This window comes from Aeromonas sp. FDAARGOS 1406, from assembly GCF_019048565.1.
Lineage (GTDB): Bacteria > Pseudomonadota > Gammaproteobacteria > Enterobacterales > Aeromonadaceae > Aeromonas > Aeromonas caviae.
In genome coordinates this window covers 177,202-197,152 of record NZ_CP077378.1, presented here as the reverse complement: position 1 = coordinate 197,152, position 19,951 = coordinate 177,202, and the positions used below count along the sequence as shown (strand labels likewise).

Annotated in this window: 17 protein-coding genes; 15 read left to right on the top strand and 2 right to left on the bottom strand. The window is 63.4% G+C overall.

Features of this window, described 5'->3' with window-relative positions; all coding sequences use genetic code 11:
• Nucleotides 1–38: 38 nt before the first annotated feature.
• The 4 genes from glpA to glpC are packed head-to-tail and all read left to right on the top strand — an operon-like array spanning nt 39 to nt 4,378.
• Nucleotides 39–1,718, top strand: coding sequence for an anaerobic glycerol-3-phosphate dehydrogenase subunit A (gene glpA, locus I6L36_RS00935; RefSeq protein ID WP_041215061.1), 1,680 nt, complete (start codon nt 39–41; stop codon nt 1,716–1,718).
• The gene (gene glpB / locus I6L36_RS00930) at nt 1,708–2,985 is read left to right on the top strand and encodes a glycerol-3-phosphate dehydrogenase subunit GlpB (protein WP_201972408.1); all 1,278 of its coding nucleotides are present in this window, start codon (nt 1,708–1,710) and stop codon (nt 2,983–2,985) included. The genes glpA and glpB overlap by 11 nt, the downstream gene beginning before the upstream one ends.
• Nucleotide 2,986: 1 nt before the next feature.
• Nucleotides 2,987–3,124: a hypothetical protein gene (locus I6L36_RS00925; RefSeq protein ID WP_201972409.1), complete on the top strand. Its 138-nt coding sequence runs from the start codon at nt 2,987–2,989 to the stop codon at nt 3,122–3,124.
• Nucleotides 3,125–3,175: 51 nt separating this feature from the next.
• Entirely contained in the window at nt 3,176–4,378 is a 1,203-nt protein-coding gene (gene glpC, locus I6L36_RS00920; RefSeq protein ID WP_010674925.1) for an anaerobic glycerol-3-phosphate dehydrogenase subunit GlpC, read from the top strand.
• 301 nt (nt 4,379–4,679) lie between these two features.
• Here glpC and I6L36_RS00915 read toward each other — a convergent pair whose 3' ends face one another.
• Complete coding sequence (locus I6L36_RS00915; protein ID WP_216986941.1) at nt 4,680–6,017, bottom strand: IS4-like element ISAeme15 family transposase; 1,338 nt, start codon at nt 6,015–6,017, stop codon at nt 4,680–4,682.
• Nucleotides 6,018–6,779: 762 nt separating this feature from the next.
• On the opposite strand from I6L36_RS00915, the gene nrfA reads away from it, so the two are divergent.
• The 11 genes from nrfA (at nt 6,780) to I6L36_RS00860 (ending at nt 19,026) form a co-directional block, all read left to right on the top strand.
• Nucleotides 6,780–8,222, top strand: coding sequence for an ammonia-forming nitrite reductase cytochrome c552 subunit (gene nrfA / locus I6L36_RS00910; RefSeq protein WP_114523130.1), 1,443 nt, complete (start codon nt 6,780–6,782; stop codon nt 8,220–8,222).
• A 51-nt stretch (nt 8,223–8,273) separates the two neighbouring features.
• Nucleotides 8,274–8,909 carry a cytochrome c nitrite reductase pentaheme subunit gene (nrfB, locus tag I6L36_RS00905; protein ID WP_201972495.1) on the top strand — a complete coding sequence of 212 codons (636 nt, stop codon included), beginning with the start codon at nt 8,274–8,276 and terminating at the stop codon, nt 8,907–8,909.
• Nucleotides 8,906–9,580 (top strand): cytochrome c nitrite reductase Fe-S protein, encoded by a 675-nt coding sequence (gene nrfC, locus I6L36_RS00900; protein WP_201972494.1) that lies wholly within the window; start codon nt 8,906–8,908, stop codon nt 9,578–9,580. Before nrfB ends, nrfC begins: the two co-directional genes overlap by 4 nt.
• A gap of 87 nt (nt 9,581–9,667) precedes the next feature.
• Complete coding sequence (nrfD, locus tag I6L36_RS00895) at nt 9,668–10,621, top strand: cytochrome c nitrite reductase subunit NrfD (protein ID WP_216986940.1); 954 nt, start codon at nt 9,668–9,670, stop codon at nt 10,619–10,621.
• Nucleotides 10,622–10,794: 173 nt separating this feature from the next.
• Entirely contained in the window at nt 10,795–12,756 is a 1,962-nt protein-coding gene (gene nrfE / locus I6L36_RS00890; protein ID WP_201921943.1) for a heme lyase NrfEFG subunit NrfE, read from the top strand.
• Nucleotides 12,753–13,340 (top strand): DsbE family thiol:disulfide interchange protein, encoded by a 588-nt coding sequence (locus tag I6L36_RS00885; protein WP_216986939.1) that lies wholly within the window; start codon nt 12,753–12,755, stop codon nt 13,338–13,340. The genes nrfE and I6L36_RS00885 overlap by 4 nt, the downstream gene beginning before the upstream one ends.
• Nucleotides 13,337–14,527, top strand: coding sequence for a heme lyase NrfEFG subunit NrfF (nrfF, locus tag I6L36_RS00880; RefSeq protein WP_201921949.1), 1,191 nt, complete (start codon nt 13,337–13,339; stop codon nt 14,525–14,527). Before I6L36_RS00885 ends, nrfF begins: the two co-directional genes overlap by 4 nt.
• Nucleotides 14,528–14,877: 350 nt before the next feature.
• On the top strand, nt 14,878–15,798 hold the full coding sequence (locus I6L36_RS00875) for a serine hydrolase (protein ID WP_029314613.1): 921 nt from the start codon (nt 14,878–14,880) through the stop codon (nt 15,796–15,798).
• A gap of 160 nt (nt 15,799–15,958) precedes the next feature.
• Nucleotides 15,959–16,099: a DUF2256 domain-containing protein gene (locus I6L36_RS00870; protein ID WP_080944260.1), complete on the top strand. Its 141-nt coding sequence runs from the start codon at nt 15,959–15,961 to the stop codon at nt 16,097–16,099.
• Nucleotides 16,099–17,619 carry a cryptochrome/photolyase family protein gene (locus I6L36_RS00865; protein WP_104454267.1) on the top strand — a complete coding sequence of 507 codons (1,521 nt, stop codon included), beginning with the start codon at nt 16,099–16,101 and terminating at the stop codon, nt 17,617–17,619. Before I6L36_RS00870 ends, I6L36_RS00865 begins: the two co-directional genes overlap by 1 nt.
• Before the next feature lie 153 nt (nt 17,620–17,772).
• Nucleotides 17,773–19,026: a D-amino acid dehydrogenase gene (locus I6L36_RS00860; protein WP_010674940.1), complete on the top strand. Its 1,254-nt coding sequence runs from the start codon at nt 17,773–17,775 to the stop codon at nt 19,024–19,026.
• A 54-nt stretch (nt 19,027–19,080) separates the two neighbouring features.
• Here the strand turns inward: I6L36_RS00860 and I6L36_RS00855 are convergent, their stop codons facing one another.
• On the bottom strand, nt 19,081–19,779 hold the full coding sequence (locus I6L36_RS00855) for a TetR/AcrR family transcriptional regulator (RefSeq protein WP_199767332.1): 699 nt from the start codon (nt 19,777–19,779) through the stop codon (nt 19,081–19,083).
• Between the last annotated feature and the right edge of the window lie 172 nt (nt 19,780–19,951).

Sequence of the window (19,951 nt, the reverse complement as noted above, 5' to 3'; positions counted from 1 at the left end):
CACACTGGCCTCATCTGGAAGAGATGAGACGGGCACGAATGAAAAGAATCACCACACAAGTCGTCATCATAGGGGGGGGCGCCACCGGCGCCGGCATCATGCGCGATTGCGCGCTGCGCGGCATCGACTGCATCCTACTTGAGCGGGACGACATCGCCGCCGGCACCACGGGCCGCAACCATGGCCTGCTCCACTCCGGCGCCCGCTACGCGGTGACGGATCAGGAGTCCGCCCGCGAATGCATTCAGGAGAACCGCATCCTCAAGCGGATCGCCAGCCACTGCGTCGAGGACACCGGCGGCCTCTTCATCACCCTGCCGGAAGATGACATCCATTTTCAAAATACCTTCATGGACGCCTGCGCCCTGGCAGGCATCGACGCCCGCCAGCTGGATCCCGCCGAGGCGCTGCGCCTTGAACCCAACGTCAACCCGGCGCTGATCGGTGCCATCCAGGTGCCGGACGGCACGGTCGACCCCTTCCGTCTGGCTGCCGCCAACGTGCTGGACGCCAAGGAGCACGGCGCCCGCATCTTCACTCACAGCAAGGTGCTGGGGCTGCTGCGCACCCAGGATAGGGTGCACGGGGTCAAGGCCATCAACACCCGCACCGGCGAAGCGTTCGAGGTGGAGTGCCAGGAGGTGATCAACGCCGCCGGCATCTGGGGCCAGCAGATCTGCGAGTATGCCGACCTCGGCATCCGCATGTTCCCCGCCAAGGGCTCATTGCTCATCATGGATTACCGCCTCAACCAGCTGGTGCTCAACCGCTGCCGCAAACCGGCGGACGCGGACATTCTGGTGCCGGGCGATACCATCTCCCTCATCGGCACCACGTCGAGTCGCATCGATTACCACAAGATTGACCAGCTCACCGTCGAGCCCGAAGAGGTGGAGGTGCTGCTGCGCGAGGGGATAAAACTGGCCCCCATCATGGCCCGCACCCGATTGCTGCGCGCCTACGCCGGCGTTCGCCCTCTGGTGGCAGTGGATGGCGACGAGTCCGGCCGCAACATCAGCCGTGGCATCGTGCTGCTGGATCACGCCGAACGAGATGGCCTCCAGGGTTTCAACACCATCACAGGCGGCAAGCTGATGACCTACCGGCTGATGGCCGAATGGGCCACCGACTTGCTTGCCAAAAAGCTTGGCAACAGCAAGCCCTGCCGCACCGCCGAGCTGAGCCTGCCCGGCTCGCGGGATCCGGAGAAGGTCTCCGCCCCCGGTCTCTCGGTACCCGCCGAAGGCTCGGCCCAGTACCGCCACGGCGAGCGGGTCATCGCCTTTTTCCGCGACAACCCCAAGGCCAACGCCCTCATCTGCGAGTGCGAGATGGTGACCGCGGGCGAGATTGAATACGCCCTGCGGGAGCTCGACGTGGACAACCTGGTGGACTTGCGCCGCCGCACCCGCCTCGGCATGGGCCCCTGTCAGGGGGAGCTGTGCGCCTATCGCGCCGCCGGTCTGATGCAGGAGTACGGCAAGGCGGACGGTCGTCAGGCCTGCGTCATGCTGCGCCAGTTCCTGGAGGAGCGCTACAAGGGCACCCGGCCGGTGCTGTGGGGCGATGCCCTGCGGGAAGCGGAATTTACCTACTGGATCTACGAAGGGCTGTTCGGCCTTGGCGAGTGGACGGCCCCCCACCTGGTGAGCGAGCCCCCCTTCCCGCTCGATGCCAGCACCGCCAATTCCACCAAGGAGCGCAGCCATGAAATTTGACAGCATCGTGATCGGCGGCGGCATGGCGGGCCTCTCCGCAGCCCTGCGCCTCGCCGAGGCGGGCCAGAAGACCCTGCTGATGGCCTCCGGCCAGAGCGCCCTGCACTTCTCCTCCGGCTCGGTGGATCTGCTGGAGAGCGACGGGGATCCCCGCGCCGCCCTGCCCGCCTTCATGGCGGCCCATCCGGATCACCCTTACAGCAAGGTGGGGATGCAGAATATCGAGGGGAGTCTGGCCGACCTGCAACGCCACTGCGCAGAAGAGGGGCTACCCTTGATGCGCCAGGAGCACAACCACCAGCGGCTGACCCCCATCGGCACCCTGAAATCCACCTGGCTCTCCCCCGACACTTGCGCCTGCATGACCGATGCCCCCGCCCCGGACGTCATCCTGCTCGCCACCCTGGAAGGGTTTCGCGATTTTCACCCGGCGCTCGCGGCGGCGAATCTCGCGACCCACGCCCGTTTTGCCCACAGCCGCATCCTGACCGGGGAAATTCGCCTGCCCCAGCTCGCCCAGTTCAGCCGCAATCCCCACGAGTTTCGCTCCGCCGACATCGCCCGCCTGTTCGACAAGCAGGGGCCTGGCCAGCAGGACCTGCTGGCGGATCTGGCCCGCGAGATCAGCCGCATGGTGCAGGGATGCGGCGTGCCCGGCTGTCGCCATATCGTGCTGCCCGCTTGCCTGTCGCTGGGGCTGGTCGGCCCGCGTCTGAGCGAGCTGGAACGGCGCACCGGCTGCACCATCAAGGAGGTGGCCACCATGCCGCCGTCCCTCATCGGCATGCGAATGCAGGAGGCCCTCAAGCGCCGCGTCATGACCCTTGGCGGCACCTTCCTCACCAGCGAGCGGGTGCTGGGCGCCCGCTATGACGGCGACAAGGTGATCGGGGTGCACAGCCAGCACGGGGAGGATCAGCTGTTCGAGGCGGACCACTTCGTGCTCGCCTCCGGCAGCTTCTTCAGCCGCGGGCTGGAGTCGCGCCTCGGGGGCATTCGTGAACCCATCTTCGATGCCGACGTACTGAGCCTTGCCGAGCGCGACGCCTGGGCCGGCCGCCGCCTGTTCGACCACCACCCCTTCATGGGCTTCGGGGTCAAGACCGACGAGCGGCTGCGGGTGCTGCGCGGCGGCAGGCCCCTCACCAACCTCTACGGCGCCGGCAGCGTGCTGGCGCACTATGACCCCATTAAAGAAGGTTCCGGCTCCGGCGTGGCCGTTGCCACCGGCTGGCAAGCCGCTGGCCATATTCTGGCGGAGGGCTGAGATGAATCACATATTCCCACTCCAACGACACAGCGTGCTGGCCCACGACGATGCCCAATCCATGGAGGGCTCTGGCTCAGGTGTCGCGGTCGCCACCGGCTGGCAGGCCGCCGGTCACATTTTGAGTTCAGCCCAATGATGATTTCGCCCCATATCCCGTGCCTTCACACCCAACGGGAGGAGAACTGACATGCTACTGGATCATGCCAACCAGACTTTCGATCAGTGCATCAAATGCACCGTCTGTACCGCCTACTGCCCGGTGGCCAAGGCCAACCCGGCCTACCCCGGCCCCAAGCAGGCGGGCCCGGATGGGGAGCGGCTGCGCATCAAGAGCCCCGAGCTCTTTGACAGCGCCCTCAAGTACTGCACCAACTGCAAGCGCTGCGAAGTGGCTTGCCCGAGCGGGGTGCGCATCGGCGACATCATCGCCAAGGCCAAGCACCAGTACAGCGGCTTCAAACCGGGGATCCGCGAGTTCGTGCTCTCCCACACGGATCTAATGGGCAGCATGTCCACCCTGATGGCCCCGGTGGTCAACTTCACCACCGGCCTCAAGCCGATGAAGCAGGTGCTGGACAAGGCGCTGGGGGTCTCCTCCCACCGGGACTTGCCCAAATACTCACAAGGCACCTTCCGCGGCTGGTACAAGAAGCAGAAAACGACTCAGGCCCGCTTTGCGCGCCAGATCGCCTACTTCCACGGCTGTTATGTGAACTACAACCACCCCCAGCTCGGCAAGGAGCTGGTGCAGGTGCTCAACGCCATGAACATCGGTGTCCAGCTGCTTGCGCGGGAGAAGTGCTGCGGCGTGCCGCTGATTGCCAACGGCTTCATGGACAAGGCCAGGCAGCAGGCGGCTTTCAACATCCAGCAGCTGGAGAACACCCTGCTCGGCAACGAGATGCCGCTCTTGGCCACCTCCTCCACCTGCGGCTTCACCCTGCGGGACGAATATCCCCACCTGCTGGAGCAGGACAACCACAAGGTGCGCGATCGCATCTCCCTGGTGACCCGCTTCCTGTGGAACGAGTTCGATCGGGGCAACAAACCGGCCATGAAGCCCCTCAATCTGCACATCGCCTACCACACCCCCTGCCACCTGGAGAAGATGGGGGGCGTCATCTACACCCTCGAGCTGCTGCGGGCCATCCCCGGCGTCAAGGTGACGGTGCTGGACTCCCAGTGCTGCGGCATCGCCGGCACCTACGGCTTCAAGTCGGAAAACTACGACACCAGCCAGGCCATCGGTCAGGGGCTGTTTGATCAGATAAACCGGCTCAAACCCGATCTGGTCATCACCGACTGCGAGACCTGCAAGTGGCAGATCGAGATGAGCACGGCGTTTCGCTGCGAACACCCGGTGCACCTGCTGGCACGGGCGCTGGCCTGACCGCTATCCCCCGGTCCGCCCATCATCAGGGGCACCGGCTTGGAAGAGACACTCCCGGTCAATGCCTGCGCCCCCTCTGGCCGGCATTGACCGGGATCGGCGCGGCAAGGCTCTGACGCCGCCCGGGCAGCCCGATGGGAGGCCCGGGCGGCGAACTCTTTTGGTTGTTTGAACCGCTAGCACAGTGAAAAGCAGCAACAACACCCACTCTGTTAAAAACCACCTCCCATTGCCACCACCAGAAAACATCAAGCCAGCATATTCAGCCAAAAAAAAGAGCCGGCATTCGCCGCAATGCTGTTCACTTAAGCGGAGCCGCATTGCGATTTACCGGAAAACGGGTCTTTGATATCTTCACCGCCCTGGGTCTCGATGGCCTGGGGCGTTTTTCTATGAACATGACGCCTATGCAGCCCCGCAACTCCGCCAACCTCCGTGGCGTATGGGCTGGCGATAACGCGCCCGCCATCACTGCCATCTGGTTCGCGATGAACTGACAGGCAAACTTAAAGCTCACCTCATTGGGCGCTCGCTGATGGGCTACGGCGGCCTGGCTGGCCTCCCGCCTGACCAGATTGTATCCAAGCAGCAATCCCCACAGCTCCTGATAGACCAAGTCCACTTTCTTGCTTCTCAGCGTGATGGCGTTGTGCTGCATCGCGCTTTTGATATCCCGGTATCCCAGCTCGATTTCCCAGCGCTCGTGGTACAGGGTCGCCACCTGAGCTGCGCTGAATCGCGCCACGGGCAGGGAGGTAAAGACCGTTTTCTCCTTGCCTGCCACCTCATAGGTCACTGCGCGAACTTGCCAGTGTGTCGGCAACGCCGGGTTTTTCTTGCGAGCCTGAGGCGAGACCGTCATTTGCAACAGACGGTCACCGTCGCCATAGCGCTCAAGTTCCGTGTATACCAGCCCCTTGCGTTCCGGGATGAGCCAGTGACGGTCGGTGTCTTCGGCCTGAATACGCAGCAACAGGTCGGCACCGAAGAAGCCTTTATCCAGCAGGGTCACTGACTTGTCCGGCAATGAGTGAATGAACTCGCTGGCCAGGGGGATTTCCCCTTTGCGGTACGGGCTGATGGCCGCGTTGGCAATGACATGCGAGCGGACATTCATGAGCGTGACCAACCGCAGCATCGGGTAGGGTGTCTGCCGGTTGGTTGAGGTGTTACCCGAGCCGAAATGTGCTCTGAGTTCAGGCATATCCTGGGTTCGGAACAGGGCCCCATCGATGGCAAAGACCTGTAAACCGTGCCAATGGTCTTCAGGATAACGTTCCCGCCCCCACACATCGGCGCACTGTTTGAACAGCCACTCGAGCGGCTGTTTGCCGAGTCGCTGACGGGCCTGAGACAGGGCACTGTCCGCGAGCAAGGCATCATTGGCCAACCCTTCTGCACAGATGTTGAGGCGCCGAGCGACCTCGGAGATGGGCTCATTGCGGAAAAAGGCCATCCCCACGACGAGCCACAAGACCATATCAGAAGGTAAGCAGCGTCGGCGGATAGTGGCCTTTTCAGACAAGGCGGCAGCGGCAGTAATCCATTCGTCGGGAATATGGTCGGCAAAAATGGCCAGCCGAGCCAGCATGTCGCCAGATGCCTCAACAACATCGTTCAGATCGTTTGCAATAGACATAAAAAATCCGGAACCAGTGATTGGTTCCGGATTGTCCTACAGCAGAAGGATCGGTCAATGGATCCTTAACTGATCAGCATTGCCGTGACAGGCGGCTATTTTACCGTCAATAACCCCCTATAACCCTTCGTCATTTTCGAAAATATCGAAAGTAAATGCCGCCAACCGTCCTATTAAATTCAATAAGACGCTATCAAGCCGCGAATATGCTGGAATAAAGCCCTTATTTTCCCTTTCATGAAAACAGATGGCTCTCTTGGCACCCATTTCTACGACAGCTTCTGTCACAAAGTCCCTTGACAGGGACCATGGTGATGGAAAACCGAAGCCTCCCCCTCACCCCTTCGCAAGCTTAATATTGAATTTAAATTCAATATCAGCAGTTTATTCTCTCTCTGCATGCGGTGTATCTCTCCGCCGCCTCTCGCCCAGCCCTCCTCGCCAACATGATGAACATCGTTTTTACCTATTTTCATCAAAAGAGAACGGGTGGAAATAACCCTTGGATGAGGTTCAATAATTCCACCTGGATCGCACTTTTAGCATCCCTCATCCCCCTCAATTGATCTAGCGCAACTCTCACGGGGATAAATGATTATCCATTTTACCCATTTGGTATTATTCCCTCGAGCAATTGCATAAATACCAATTTATATGCAGCCATAACAATGGATCGGCCTGCCATGCCCGTCGATGATGAGCACAGATGTCCACACCAAGATGGAACGGTCAGGCCCGACATGGACTTTTTATCTGGGAGTGATGACCGTGGGTTCATATGACAAGCTATTTCGACCAGGGCTGGCGGCCCTGCTGCTGACCGCCCTGCTGGGTGCAGGCAGTCTGGCGCAGGCAGACGACAGCGCCCCCAAAGGGAAGATTGAGGCGCGCAGCGAGCTGTTCGCCAAGGATCACGCCGATCAGTTCACCAGTTGGAAAGGCACCAGCGAGAGCCGCGAGCGCACCGACGCCCTGGCGGAAGATCCGCAGATGGTGGTGCTCTGGGCCGGCTACCCCTTCTCCAAGGATTACAACAAGCCGCGCGGCCACTTCTATGCCCTGACCGACGTGCGGGAAACCCTGCGCACCGGCGCCCCAAAAACTGCCGAAGACGGTCCGCTGCCCATGGCCTGCTGGAGCTGCAAAGGCCCGGACGTGGCCCGCGTCATCGACGAGAAGGGTGAGGATGGCTACTTCAAAGGGATGTGGGCAAAGGGCGGACCGGAAATCGTCAACACCATAGGCTGCGCCGACTGCCACGACACCGCCTCGAAAGAGTTCAAGGAGGGCAAACCTGCCCTGCACCTCTCCCGTCCCTATGCCGACCGGGCCATGACCGCCATCGGCAAGCCGTTCAAGGAGCAGGGGCGCTTCGATCAGCAGTCCCAGGTGTGCGGCCAGTGCCACGTGGAGTACTACTTCAGCGGCCCCACCAAGGCGGTGAAATTCCCCTGGGACAAGGGCACCACAGTGGAGCAGATGGAGCAGTATTACGATGAAATAGGCTTTGCCGACTGGACCCATGCCCTCTCCAAGACCCCCATGCTCAAAGCCCAGCACCCCGAGTACGAGACCTGGCGCGCCGGCATTCACGGCCAGAACAACGTCGCCTGCGTCGACTGCCACATGCCCAAGGTGCAGAACGAGCAAGGCAAGGTCTACACCGACCACAAGGTAGGCAACCCCTTCGATCGCTTCGACCAGACCTGCCGCAACTGCCACACCCAGAGCAAAGAGATGCTGCAAGGGGTGGTCAAGCAGCGCAAGGACGCCGTCACCGAAATCAAGCTCAAAGTCGAGAAGCAGCTGGTGCACGCCCACTTTGAAGCCAAGGCCGCCTGGGATGCCGGCGCCACCGAGGCCGAGATGAAGGACATTCTGCAGGACATCCGTCACGCCCAATGGCGCTGGGACTTCTCCATCGCCTCCCACGGGGTGCAGATGCACGCCCCGGAAGTGGCGCTGCGCATGCTGGGAACCGCCCTGGACAAAGCCGCCGATGCTCGCACCAAGCTGGCACGCCTGCTGGCCGCCAAGGGGATCAGCCACGAGATCGCCATTCCTGACATCTCCAGCAAGGAGAAGGCCCAGGCCGCTCTTGGCATGGACATGAAACAGATGAACAGCGACAAGGCCCAGTTCCTCAAGACCACTGTCCCCGCCTGGGATGCCGAGGCCAAAGCGGCCGGACGGCTCGCACAATGACGAGGCATGCGGGCCCCCAGTGTCGGGCCCGCAGCCGGATGGAGGCTTCCTATGGGTGATTTAACGATGGATTTCTTACGACTGATGCTGATGGCAGCCATGCTGCTCACCAGCCTGCAGGGCCAGGCGGCCGATGCGGCAACCGCCCCGGCACCGACTACACATGAAGTGGAATTTCTGCGCAGTGCCGACAAGGCCTGCACCGACTGCCACAAGGAGCAGGTCGAAGGCATGCACGGCAAGCACGGCCAGGCGACCAACCCCAACAACCTGGCGCCGGTCACCTGCACCAACTGCCACGGTCAACCCTCCCCCCAACACCGGGAAGGGGTCAAGGACGTGATGCGCTTTAGCGACAGCTTCAATGACAAGCAAAGCGTCCTGGCAGACAAGCAAAGCGCCTTGGCAGAAAAGCAGAGCACCGAGAGCTACCCCATCGCCGAGCAGAACGGGGTCTGCATGAGCTGTCACGAGCCCAAAGTGCTGCGCGAGGCGCTCTGGGCCCACGACGTGCACGCCACCAAGCTCACCTGCACTAGCTGCCACCAGCTGCACCCGGCCAAGGAGCCCATGGTGGCAATTCCGGAGAAGTCCCGCATCAAGCTCTGCGTCGACTGCCACAGCAAGCAGCATGAGGCCGTCAAGGCGGCCAAGGCGAACACCACCTCGGGCAAGGAGGCACAATGAGCTGCTCTCGCCGTCACTTCATGGCGGGGATGAGCGCGGGGGCCCTCATCATGATGACGGGGGCTGCTCGTGCCACCACCCTCGCCCACAGCCAGACCATCGACGGGGTCCGCTTTGGCATGATCCACGACGAGACGGCCTGCATCGGCTGTACCGCCTGCATGGATGCCTGCCGGGAGGTGAATCAGGTGCCAGAGGGGGTCTCACGCCTCGAGATCATCCGCTCCGGCCCCATCGGTGAATTTCCCGATGCCGAGTACCACTTCTTTCGCAAGTCCTGCCAGCACTGCGACAACGCACCCTGCGTGCACGTCTGCCCCACCGGTGCCTCCCATATCCGCAAGGAGGATGGCATCGTCGACGTCAACCCGGATCTCTGCGTCGGCTGCATGTACTGTCTGGCCGCCTGCCCCTATCAGGTGCGCTTTATCAGCCCGGTCACCCGAGTGGCGGACAAATGCGACTTTTGCCGCAAGACCAACCTGGCGGCGGGCAAGGAGCCGGCGTGCGTGGAGTCCTGCCCCACCAAGGCGCTGGTGTTCGGCAATCTGGATGACCCGGACAGCCCCATCGCCAAACGGCTGGTAAAGGAGACCACCTATCGCTACAAGCAGGCACTCGGCACCTCGCCCAAGATGTACCGCGTGCCAAAAGGGGAGATAAAGTCATGACGATGCAAGAGGCGTTTCACTTCCCTTCCCTCGTGTGGGGATTTGTCCGATCGCCATCTACCGCAGTAAAAGAAAGAGGAATGGATCATGTTGCATGACGCATTTCACTTCTCCTCGCTGGTGTGGGACTGGCCCATCGCCATCTATCTCTTTCTGCTCGGCATCTCCGCCGGGGCCACCACCCTCTCGGTGCTATTGCGCCGCAAGGGGGCCGGCAGCGAGAGCGGCATCATCAAAGCGACCGCCATTCTGGCGCCGGTGAGCGTGGTGCTGGGGTTACTGATCCTCATCTTCCACCTGGCCCGCCCCTGGACCTTCTGGAAGCTGATGTTCCACTACCAGTTCGACTCCGTGATGTCGATGGGGGTCATGCTGTTTCAGGTCTATATGGCGGTGCTGTTTGCCTGGCTGGCGGTGGTGTTTCGGGCCGAGATCGAGACCTTGCGCAGTCACCTGCTGCAAGAGAAGTTGGCCTTTGTGGATGGTCTGATTGGCTGGCTTGCCCGCATCGAGCGGCTGCTGGCGCCGCTCTTGCTGCTGCTCGCCGTGCTGCTGGGGGCCTACACCGGCTTTCTGCTCTCCGCGCTCAAGACCTATCCGCTCTTGAACAACCCTGTGTTGCCGGTGCTGTTCCTCATCTCCGGTGTCAGCTCCGGCATCGCTTCCACCATCTTGCTGGCGGTCACCCTGTTCAAGGAGAACCATCACAGCCAGGGGGTGAGCTTTGTTCACCGCTTCGAGCGGCCGGTGCTGGCGGTGGAGATCCTGCTGTTGGTCTGCTTCTTTACCGGCCTCTACTTCGGTGGCGGCCAGAAAGAGGTGGCCATGTGGGCCGCCATCGGCAGCGGCTTCTGGGCCCAGGTGTTCTGGGTGGGCGTGGTGGGGATCGGCATGCTGCTGCCCCAGCTGCTGGCCCTGCTGGCCCCCGCACCGCTGCGGGCCAAGAACGGCTATCTGGTGCTGGTCTGCAGCCTGACCCTGGTGGGGATCCTGCTGCTGCGCTACTTCGTGCTCTATGCCGGCCAGATGACAGTAATTTAAAGGCATGACCACCAGCGCCAGCCGCCCTCCGGTGACTGGCGCTGATTTGTTGCTGGCCCAATGAATTTCTGGTGATGCCACACCCGTTGCTTGGCAATGTTTTTCCCCAAAGGAAGACGACGCGGCGTGTGTGGCATGACATGAATGACATCAAAGATTGAAACGGAGGTTGTGTGCTGGCAGAGCTCGGCTATCTCTCACTGTTGCTGGCGACCGGGCTCGCCCTGCTGCAAGGGCTGTTGCCCTGGCTAGGGCTGCGGCTCGCCTCACGCCCGCTGCTCGGCTGCGCAGCACCGCTGGCCCTCCTGGTCGCGCTCCTGCTCGGGGCTGCCCTGCTGCTGCTCGCCAGCTGTTTTGGCCAGGATGACTTCACCCTGGTCTATGTGGCCCAGCACGCCAACAGCGCCCTGCCCCTTGGCTTCAAGCTGGCGGCCGTGTGGGGCGGCCACGAGGGCTCCATGCTCTTTTTTGTCTTTGCGCTGGGGCTGTGGGGCGCCCTGGTGGCCCTTTGCTCCAGGCGGGTCGATCCGCTGATCACAACCCGGGTATTGGCCATCATGGGGCTGATCGTCGGGCTGTTCGGCCTCTATACCCTGGTCTTCTCCAGCCCATTTGACCGCCAGTTCCCGGGGCCGCTGGAGGGGCGCGATCTCAACCCCATGCTGCAGGACATCGGCCTCATCATTCACCCGCCCCTGCTCTATCTCGGTTACGTCGGCTTTGCGGTTAACTTCGCCTTCGCCATGGCGGCGCTGCACTCGGGTCGGCTCGATGGCGCCGTGGCCCACTGGAGCCGCCCCTGGGCGCTCGGCTCCTGGGTGTTTCTCACCGCCGGCATCGTGCTGGGCTCCTGGTGGGCCTATTACGAGCTCGGCTGGGGCGGCTGGTGGTTCTGGGATCCGGTGGAAAATGCCTCCCTCTTGCCCTGGCTGCTCGGCACCGCCCTGCTGCACGCCCTGGTGGTGTGCGAGAAGCGCGGCGCTTACGGCCACGCCGTGCTGCTGCTCTCCATCTTTACTTTCTCGCTGAGCCTGCTCGGCACCTTCGTGGTGCGCTCCGGGGTGCTCACCTCGGTGCACGCCTTTGCGGTGGACCCCAGCCGCGGCCTCACCCTCTTGTTGCTGCTCGGTTTGCTATTGACCTGCGCCCTCACCCTGTTTGCCCTGCGGGCGGACATTCGCGCCCCCTATGCCCGCTTTGGCTTGCTGTCAAAAGAGGGGCTGCTCGGCGCCGCCATCCTGCTGCTCAGCGTGGCCTGCGCCAGCGTGCTGCTCGGCACCTTCTACCCCATGGTGTTCCAGTCGCTCCATCTGGGCTCGCTCTCGGTGGGGGCTCCCTATTTCAATACCATCTTCGTGCCGCTGGCCCTCTGCCTGATGGCGCTGATGACCCAGCTGCCGCGTCTGCGCTGGCAGCATCTGGCAGTCCAGCGCCGCATCAAGGTGCTGCTCCCATGCCTGTTCGGCCTGCTGGGGGGCGCCTTGCTGAGCTTCACCTATCCCGAGCCGCTGCGGGGCGGCTGGCTGGGGCTCGCGGCCAACGTGTTGAGCCTCTGGCTGATGGCCAGCCTGCTGCTCCCGCTCTTGCAACCGGTCGCCCTGCGCGAGCTCACCCTCAATCGGTTCGGCAGCCTGCTGGCCCACCTCGGGGTGGCGGTGTGCGCCCTCGGCATCGCGCAGGTGAGTCACCACAGCCAGGAGGGGGGTGCCGTACTCGCCGCAGGCCAGCCCTATCGGCTCGGCGCCTTCGAGTTTCGCTATGAGGAGAGCGAGCCGATCATAGGCCCCAACTACACCGCCGAGCGCATCACGCTTAGCGTGCATAAAGACGGTAAAGAGGTGGCGCGGCTCATCCCGGAGCGGCGTCACTACAGCGTGCGCACCATGAACATGAACGAACCCGGCATCGCGTGGGGAATACTCGGCGATCTCTACGTGGTGCTTGGCGAGAAGATGGGACCCGGCGCCTATGCCATGCGGCTGCACTACAAGCCGCTGGTGCGCTGGATCTGGCTAGGTGGCCTGTTGATGATGGCGGGTGGCACCCTGCGCCTGCTCGCCCGCCGGCCGCTGCTGGCTAACCATCCTGCGCCAGCTACCGCCCCCTGCCCTCGGCTTGAACAGGAGTCCTTATGAACGCCCGTCTGCGCCTGTTCGTACCGCTCCTGCTCACCCTGGGGCTCGGTGCCCTGCTCTGGCTCGGCCTTGGCAACAACCCCTACAGCCAGGATGAGGCCGTCGCCGGGCGCACCCTGCCCGCCTGGCAGAGTGACGATCTACTTGGTGGCGCCCCCATCCACACCGCGGCGCTCAAGGGGGAGCCCTTCGTGCTCAACGTCTGGGCCAGCTGGTGCCCCAACTGCCGCGCCGAGCATCCGCTGCTGGGTGATCTGGCCAGTGCCGTGCCCCTCTATGGCCTCAACTACCGGGACAAGGGCGATGCCGCCCGCGCCTGGCTCACCGAGGCGGGCAACCCCTATCGCACCGTGCTGGCCGACACCGACGGCAAACTGGCCCTTGAGCTCGGCGTATACGGCACGCCGGAGACCTATCTCTTCGCCGGCGATGGCACCCTGCTGACCCGCCATACCGGCTTGCTCACCCGGGACATCTGGCAACGCCAGTTTGCCCCCCTGCTTGCAAAGGCCCGCAGCAACACCGCCGGACAGCCCGAAGTGGAAAGAGAAGTGGAGAGACAAGTGCGGGAGAGCAAGCCATGAGACGTCTCGGCCACGCCCTGACCGCACCGCTCTTGCTGGCCTTGAGCCTCGGGGCCCTTGCCAGCGGGGTCGACACCTATGAGTTTCGCCACCCCGAGCGGCAGACCCGCGCTCAGGAACTGGCCCGCGCCCTGCGCTGCCCCCAGTGCCAGAACCAGAACCTGGTGGAGTCCAACTCCCCCATCGCCCGGGATCTGCGGCTTGAGGTCTACCGCTGGGTGGACGAGGGACAGTCTGATGAGCAGGTGATCGCCCGCATGACGGAGCGCTTCGGCGATTTCGTGCGCTACGATCCCCCCTTCAAGCGCAGCACGGCGCTGCTGTGGGGCGGCCCCGCCCTCTTGCTGCTGCTGGCGCTCCATCGCCTGCGCAGGAGCCTGCATCGCCGGCAACCGGCGCGGGTGCCGCTTGTCGGCGACAGAGCCGAGGGGGCGCTCGCTCACGACCCCAGGGCCGAGCTGAACCGGCTGATCATGGCCGAGCAGCAGGCGGGGCTTGCCCCCCACAGCCGCCTCTACCGGGAGCTGGAGCTGGCCCGCCTCGCCAACGCCACCCCACCTGCCGAGCAGGCCCTGCGCGAGCGGCTGGCCAAGGACCGCACCGTCCGTCCGCTGCCCTGGCTGCGCTCCTGGATGCTGCTTGGGGCCCTGTTGCTGGCGCTGATGGCCGGTATTTATGCCGGCACCGGCCGCTATCAGGCGTGGCAGGCGTATCAGGCGCGCCCCGATCCGCTGGCGGGATTGAGCCCGCGGGATCTGCAGGACAAGGAGCTGGGCGCCCTGCACCAGCGCCTGCAAGCCAACCCCACCGATCTCGACGGCTGGGCGGCGCTCGGCCAGCTCTATCTCTATCGGGACGAGTACGACAATGCCCTGCTCGCCTACCAGCGCCTCGCCCTGCAAGAAGGGGGCGCCAGCGCGGCGACCCAGGCCGCCCAGGCCACCGTGCTCTACTACCAGGCGGGCCAGCAGCTCACCCCGGAGGCGCAGCGTCTGCTTGATAGCGCGCTCAAGCAGGACAAGGGTGAGGTGAGCGCCCTGATGCTGCTCGCCTCCGATCACTTCCTGCACGGCCGCTACTCCCAGGCCATCGCCCTCTGGCAGCAGTTGCTGGACGAGGAGCGCCCACGCATCAACCGGGTCGCGCTGATCAAGGCCATTCAGACCGCGCGAATGATGGGAGGATGACGCGGGGCAAAACGGCGATAATGCAGCGGACCATCTTCCCTGCCGGGCGCCGTTTTTATCGCCATGGTCGCCATTAACGACCCCTTCATCATCCCAAGGCGCCGAAAGGTGCAAAAAGAGTCGTCATCCCGCCCCTCGCCAGCATATAGTGCGCCCCCGTGGTGGCGTGTCTGCCATGGCCTGGCAGGCCTCTATGACTCCCTTTTGCGGGCCCAATAGCCCCGATGCGGGGGATTTCAAGGTGCGCTGGCCCATAAAATGGAAATATCCGGCCACCAGACGTTGTGAAGCGTCAATTACCGTCATATAACTTAGCCAAATGTCCCTGTGAGTCGTAGTAGAGTCAAATCATGAACCTTCGTCCTTTTCTTCCCTTGCTGCTCGGCGCCTTCCTCCTTCCCGCCAGCATGGAAAGCGCCCATGCCAACCCGTTTTCTGCGACCTCTTCTTCCACCAACAGCCTGCTCGAACCCCGCAGCAACCTGCCGCTGAGATCCGATGCCTACGTGGTCGTCAATCCGAAAACCGGCGAGACACTGGCAGAGCGCAACGCCAACCGGGTGATGTCCATCGCCTCCATCACCAAGCTGATGACAGCGCTGGTGGTACTGGATGGCAATCAGCGCCTCAACGAGACCCTCACCGTCACCATGGATGACGTGGACAGACTCAAGGGCACGGGGTCGCGCCTCGCGGTGGGCTCGCGCCTGAGCCGCGCCGACATGCTGCACATCGCACTGATGTCCTCTGAAAACCGCGCCGCCTCCGCCTTGGGACGGCACTACCCGGGTGGCCGCAAAGCCTTTATCGAGGCAATGAATGCCAAGGCCCGCATGCTCGGCATGTGGAGCACCCATTTCGCCGACAGCACCGGGCTCAACCCCCGCAACGTCTCCACCGCACACGATCTCGCCAAACTGGCTGCCGCCGCATCCACCTACCCGCTGATCCGCCAGTACACCGCCTCCGAGCAGCGTCTGGTACGCAACGGCAAGCGCCAGTTGCACTACCTCAACTCCAACCGCCTGGTACGGGAAGGAAGCTGGCCCATTCTGGTCTCCAAGACCGGTTATATCCGCGAGGCGGGGCGCTGCCTGGTCATGGGAACCCGGGTCAACAACGAGCCCGTGGTCATGGTGCTGCTTCACGCCAACACCACGGATGAACGGGTCGCCGATGCCAGAAAGATCAAGAGCTGGCTGGAAACCTCGGGCCGCATGACCCTGACGGCGCAGTCCACTCCCCAGCCCAGGCTCTTCAGCAGCCAGTAACGGCTACGAGAACAAGGGCCCCCAACCGGCAGGTGCGGGGGCCTTTTTCATGAGTGGCAATCACCCCCTATTGCCTCTTTCTGCTCCCCCAGTGATCCCGACCGTATGGTGCTTCGTTAAGGAGGCAGAGAGAAACCAAGGGCATCAACAGGGCCGCCACATGCACCTCAAACCCCATCTTCCCGAGAAGATCTGTCCCGTCTGCCAACGTCCTTTTGCCTGGCGGCGCAAGTGGGCCCGCTGCTGGCAGGAAGTGCGTTATTGCAGCGAACGTTGCCGTCGTCGAAAGGAGCACCCCTGATGGAGCTGCGCCTCATTCTCGGGGATCAACTGAACGCAGGTCACAGCTGGTTTCGCACGCAGGATCCCGCTGTCTGCTACCTGATGGCGGAGCTGCGCCAGGAGACGGACTACTGCCGCCACCATCGCCAGAAGGTGCTCGCCTTCTTTGCCGCCATGCGCGCCTTCGCCGCCGCCCTCACCAAGGCGGGCCACCGGGTCTGCTACCTGACTCTCGATGAGAGCGCCCCCTGGCCCGATTTGCCGAGCTTGCTGGCGGCCCAGCTCGAAGCGCATCAGGCCGAGCGCTTCGCCTGGCAGAGCCCGGACGAGTGGCGCCTTGCAAGCCAGCTGACCCAGTGGGCCTCAGGCCTTGCCATCCCGACCGCTGAGGTGGACAGCGAACATTTTCTCACCCCCCGCGATGGCTGGCGACGCTACCCCCACAGCCGGATGGAGTTCTTCTACCGCGCCCTGCGAAAGCAGTACCGGGTATTGCTCGATGAGCGCGGCCAACCCCTTGGGGGGCGCTGGAACTTCGATGCCGAGAATCGCGCCAAATTGCCGGCGAGCCAACCCATCCCGGCGCCCCTCACCTTTGCCAACGAGGTGAGCGACATCGATGCCATGCTGACCCGCCACGGCGTCGCCACCATTGGCAGTGCCGATGCCGACGCCCTGCCCTGGCCCGTCACCCGGCGCCAGAGCCGCACACTGCTTGAACACTTCCTTGCACACTGCCTGCCCCACTTCGGCCGCTATCAGGACGCCCTGAGCGAGCGGGGCTGGAGCCTGTTCCACAGCCGCTTGTCGTTTTCCATGAACAGCAAGATGCTCCATCCCCTCGAGGTGATCCGCGCTGCGCAAGCTCACTGGCAGGCCAATCAGGCCACCATTTCCCTGGCGCAGGTGGAGGGGTTCATCCGCCAGATCCTCGGCTGGCGCGAGTTTGTCCGCGCCCTCTACTGGGAAAAGATGCCCGAGTATCGGCGCACCAACTTTCTCGGGGCCGAGCGCCCCCTGCCCGGTTTTTTCTGGAATGGAGAAACTAGCATGGCCTGCGTGCGTCACGCCCTTCGACAATCTCTGGAGCACGCCTATGCCCACCATATCCAGCGGCTGATGGTGACCGGCAACTTCGCCCTGCTGGCGGGGATCCACCCTGACGAGGTGGATACCTGGTATCTGGGCATCTATGTGGACGCCATCGAGTGGGTGGAGCTGCCCAACACCCGCGGCATGAGCCAGTTTGCCGATGGCGGCCTGATGGGCAGCAAGCCCTACGCCAGCAGCGGCGCCTATCTCGAGCGGATGGGTCACTACTGCAAGGGGTGTCACTATCAGGTGAAGGCCCGCAGCGGGCCGGACAGCTGCCCCTTCAACAGCCTCTATTGGCACTTTCTCTGGCGCAACCGGGACAAACTTGGCAACAACCCTCGCCTCGCCCTGCCTTATGCCAACTGGGATGGCCAAACCACAGAACAGCAGCAAGCCATCCTGACGACGGCAGAGCATCATCTGCTCCACCTGGAGCGGCTCTGAATCGACCGGATTTCATGCCAGAAAGTGAGCAAATGACAACATTGAGAGCCAGTTAACAAAATGTGAATAGCGATAACCACCAATGACATCGACACCAGTTGAATATCCTGTGGCGGCTGATTAAGGTGGAGGCCCCAGTCAAGGAGAGACAAGATGGACATAGTGGTACTCGGTGGTGGCGTGGTCGGTGTGACCAGCGCCTGGTATCTGGCCAAGGCCGGTCACAAAGTGACCCTGCTGGAACGGCGTGACGGGGTGGCCCTTGAAACCAGCCATGCCAACGCGGGTCAGATCTCCCCGGGTTATGCTTCCCCCTGGGCTGCCCCCGGCATTCCCCTCAAGGCCGCCAAATGGCTGCTGCAAAGGCACGCCCCCTTCACGGTGCGGCCCACCTCGGACCCCTTCCAGCTGCGCTGGATGCTGAAGATGTTCGCCAACTGCACGCCGGCGGCCTATGCGGTCAACAAGGGGCGCATGGTGCGGCTGGCCGAATACAGCCGCGACTGCATGAAGCAGTTGCGGGGCGAGCTGGCGCTCGACTACGAAGGGCGCCAGCTCGGCACCCTGCAACTGTTTCGCAGTCAGGCGCAGCTCGATGCCAGCCAGCGCGACATCGCCGTGCTCGAGGAGTACGGCGTCCCCTATCAGTCTCTGAATGCCGACGGCTGCGAGGAGGTCGAGCCCGCCCTGGCAAGGGTGCGTGGCAAGGTGGTGGGCGGCCTGCGCCTGCCGGGAGATGAAACCGGTGACTGTTTCCGCTTCACCCAGGCCCTGGCGGACGAGGCCCGCAAGCTCGGGGTGAGCTTCGTCTTCAACTGCGCCATCGACGAGGTCGAGATCGCGAAGGGACGCGCCGTGGCGGTCCGTGCCGGCGAGCAGCGCTTCCAGGCCGACGCCATCGTCTGTGCCCTCGGCAGTTATGGCACCGGCTTCCTGCGCCCCCTCGGGATAGAGCTCCCCGTCTACCCGGTCAAGGGTTACTCCCTCACCCTGCCGATGACGGATGCCGAGGGCGCGCCGCGCAGCACTGTGCTGGACGAGACCTACAAGGTCGCCATCACCCGCTTCGACGAACGGATCCGGGTGGGCGGCATGGCCGAACTCTCGGGCTTCAACCTGGCGCTCAACCCCAGACGCCACGATACCCTGGCCATGGTGGTGAGGGATCTCTTCCCCCAGGGGGGAAATCTGGAGCAGGCCACCTTCTGGACCGGGCTGCGCCCCATGACGCCGGACGGCACACCCCTGGTCGGCCCAAGCCCCATTCCCGGGCTCTGGCTCAATACCGGCCACGGTACCCTGGGCTGGACCATGGCGGCAGGATCGGGCCAGTTGCTCAGCGATCTCATCTCGGGCAATACCCCGGATATCAGCGACGAGGGGCTCACCCTGGCCCGCTACGGCTAGCCCGCTGGGCGCAATGCCAGATGCAAGAGAGGGAGTGCCCGGCACTCCCTCTCTTTATTCGTCCCTCTTCGCCGGAACTGGGCCAGCCGGTGCCAGCCCCGGCATCGACTGCCAGACCCGGGCGGGGTCAGGCTCCTCAATGGCCGCCATCATCAGCTGCTCGCTCCAGCGTCTATGGAGTTGCCACAGCGCGCTGCCCGCCTCCCCCTGCCCCTTGGTGCACTGCTTGGCCACGTCCGCGGTCCGGTAGAAGTAGCGCACCAGGGTGGTGAGCTCGGGCTCGGGCCAGCGGCAGCCAAAGTGGCGCAGCCGCTCGGACCAGAACGCAATCTGGCGTCCCTCGTGCTCCTGCTCGACCCCGTGCAGGGCGGGGATGAGATCCATCGCCTGCCACAGCGCCCCATACCCGACGAAGCGTTCATCCAGTGCCTCCAGCGCCTCGTCCAGCAGCAGCAGGGTCTGGGGCCAGCTGTCGGCCTGCTCGCGGATGCGCTCCTGCGCCTCGCACACCGCCGCCAGCCAGTCCATGGCCAGCCGGCAGATAATGGCCTCCTTGTTGGGGTAGAGATGGTAGAGCGACTTGATGCCCACCCCGGCGCGGGCGGCGATGGCATTGGTGTTGAGGGCCGCAAACCCCTGCTCCTGCAACAGGGCCAGGGTGGCCTGCTCGATGCGGCTCGCCACCTCCTGGCTGCGCAGTTGCCTGGGTTGGCGCCGCATGCAAAGTTCGGCCGGCAGCACGTGTTGTGACATTCTCTTCCCCCGATGCGGTGTCCGCCCCCAAGGGGCAACTGGTGTTCATAACTACATGATGAGACAAGGTAAACACAAGTCAAAAAAAGTGCAGTAATCGCTGGCATTTTTCAGAGTAGCTGCAATAACCATAGGTGCTCATATCTGCAGTAAGAACTGCAATTAACCCAAG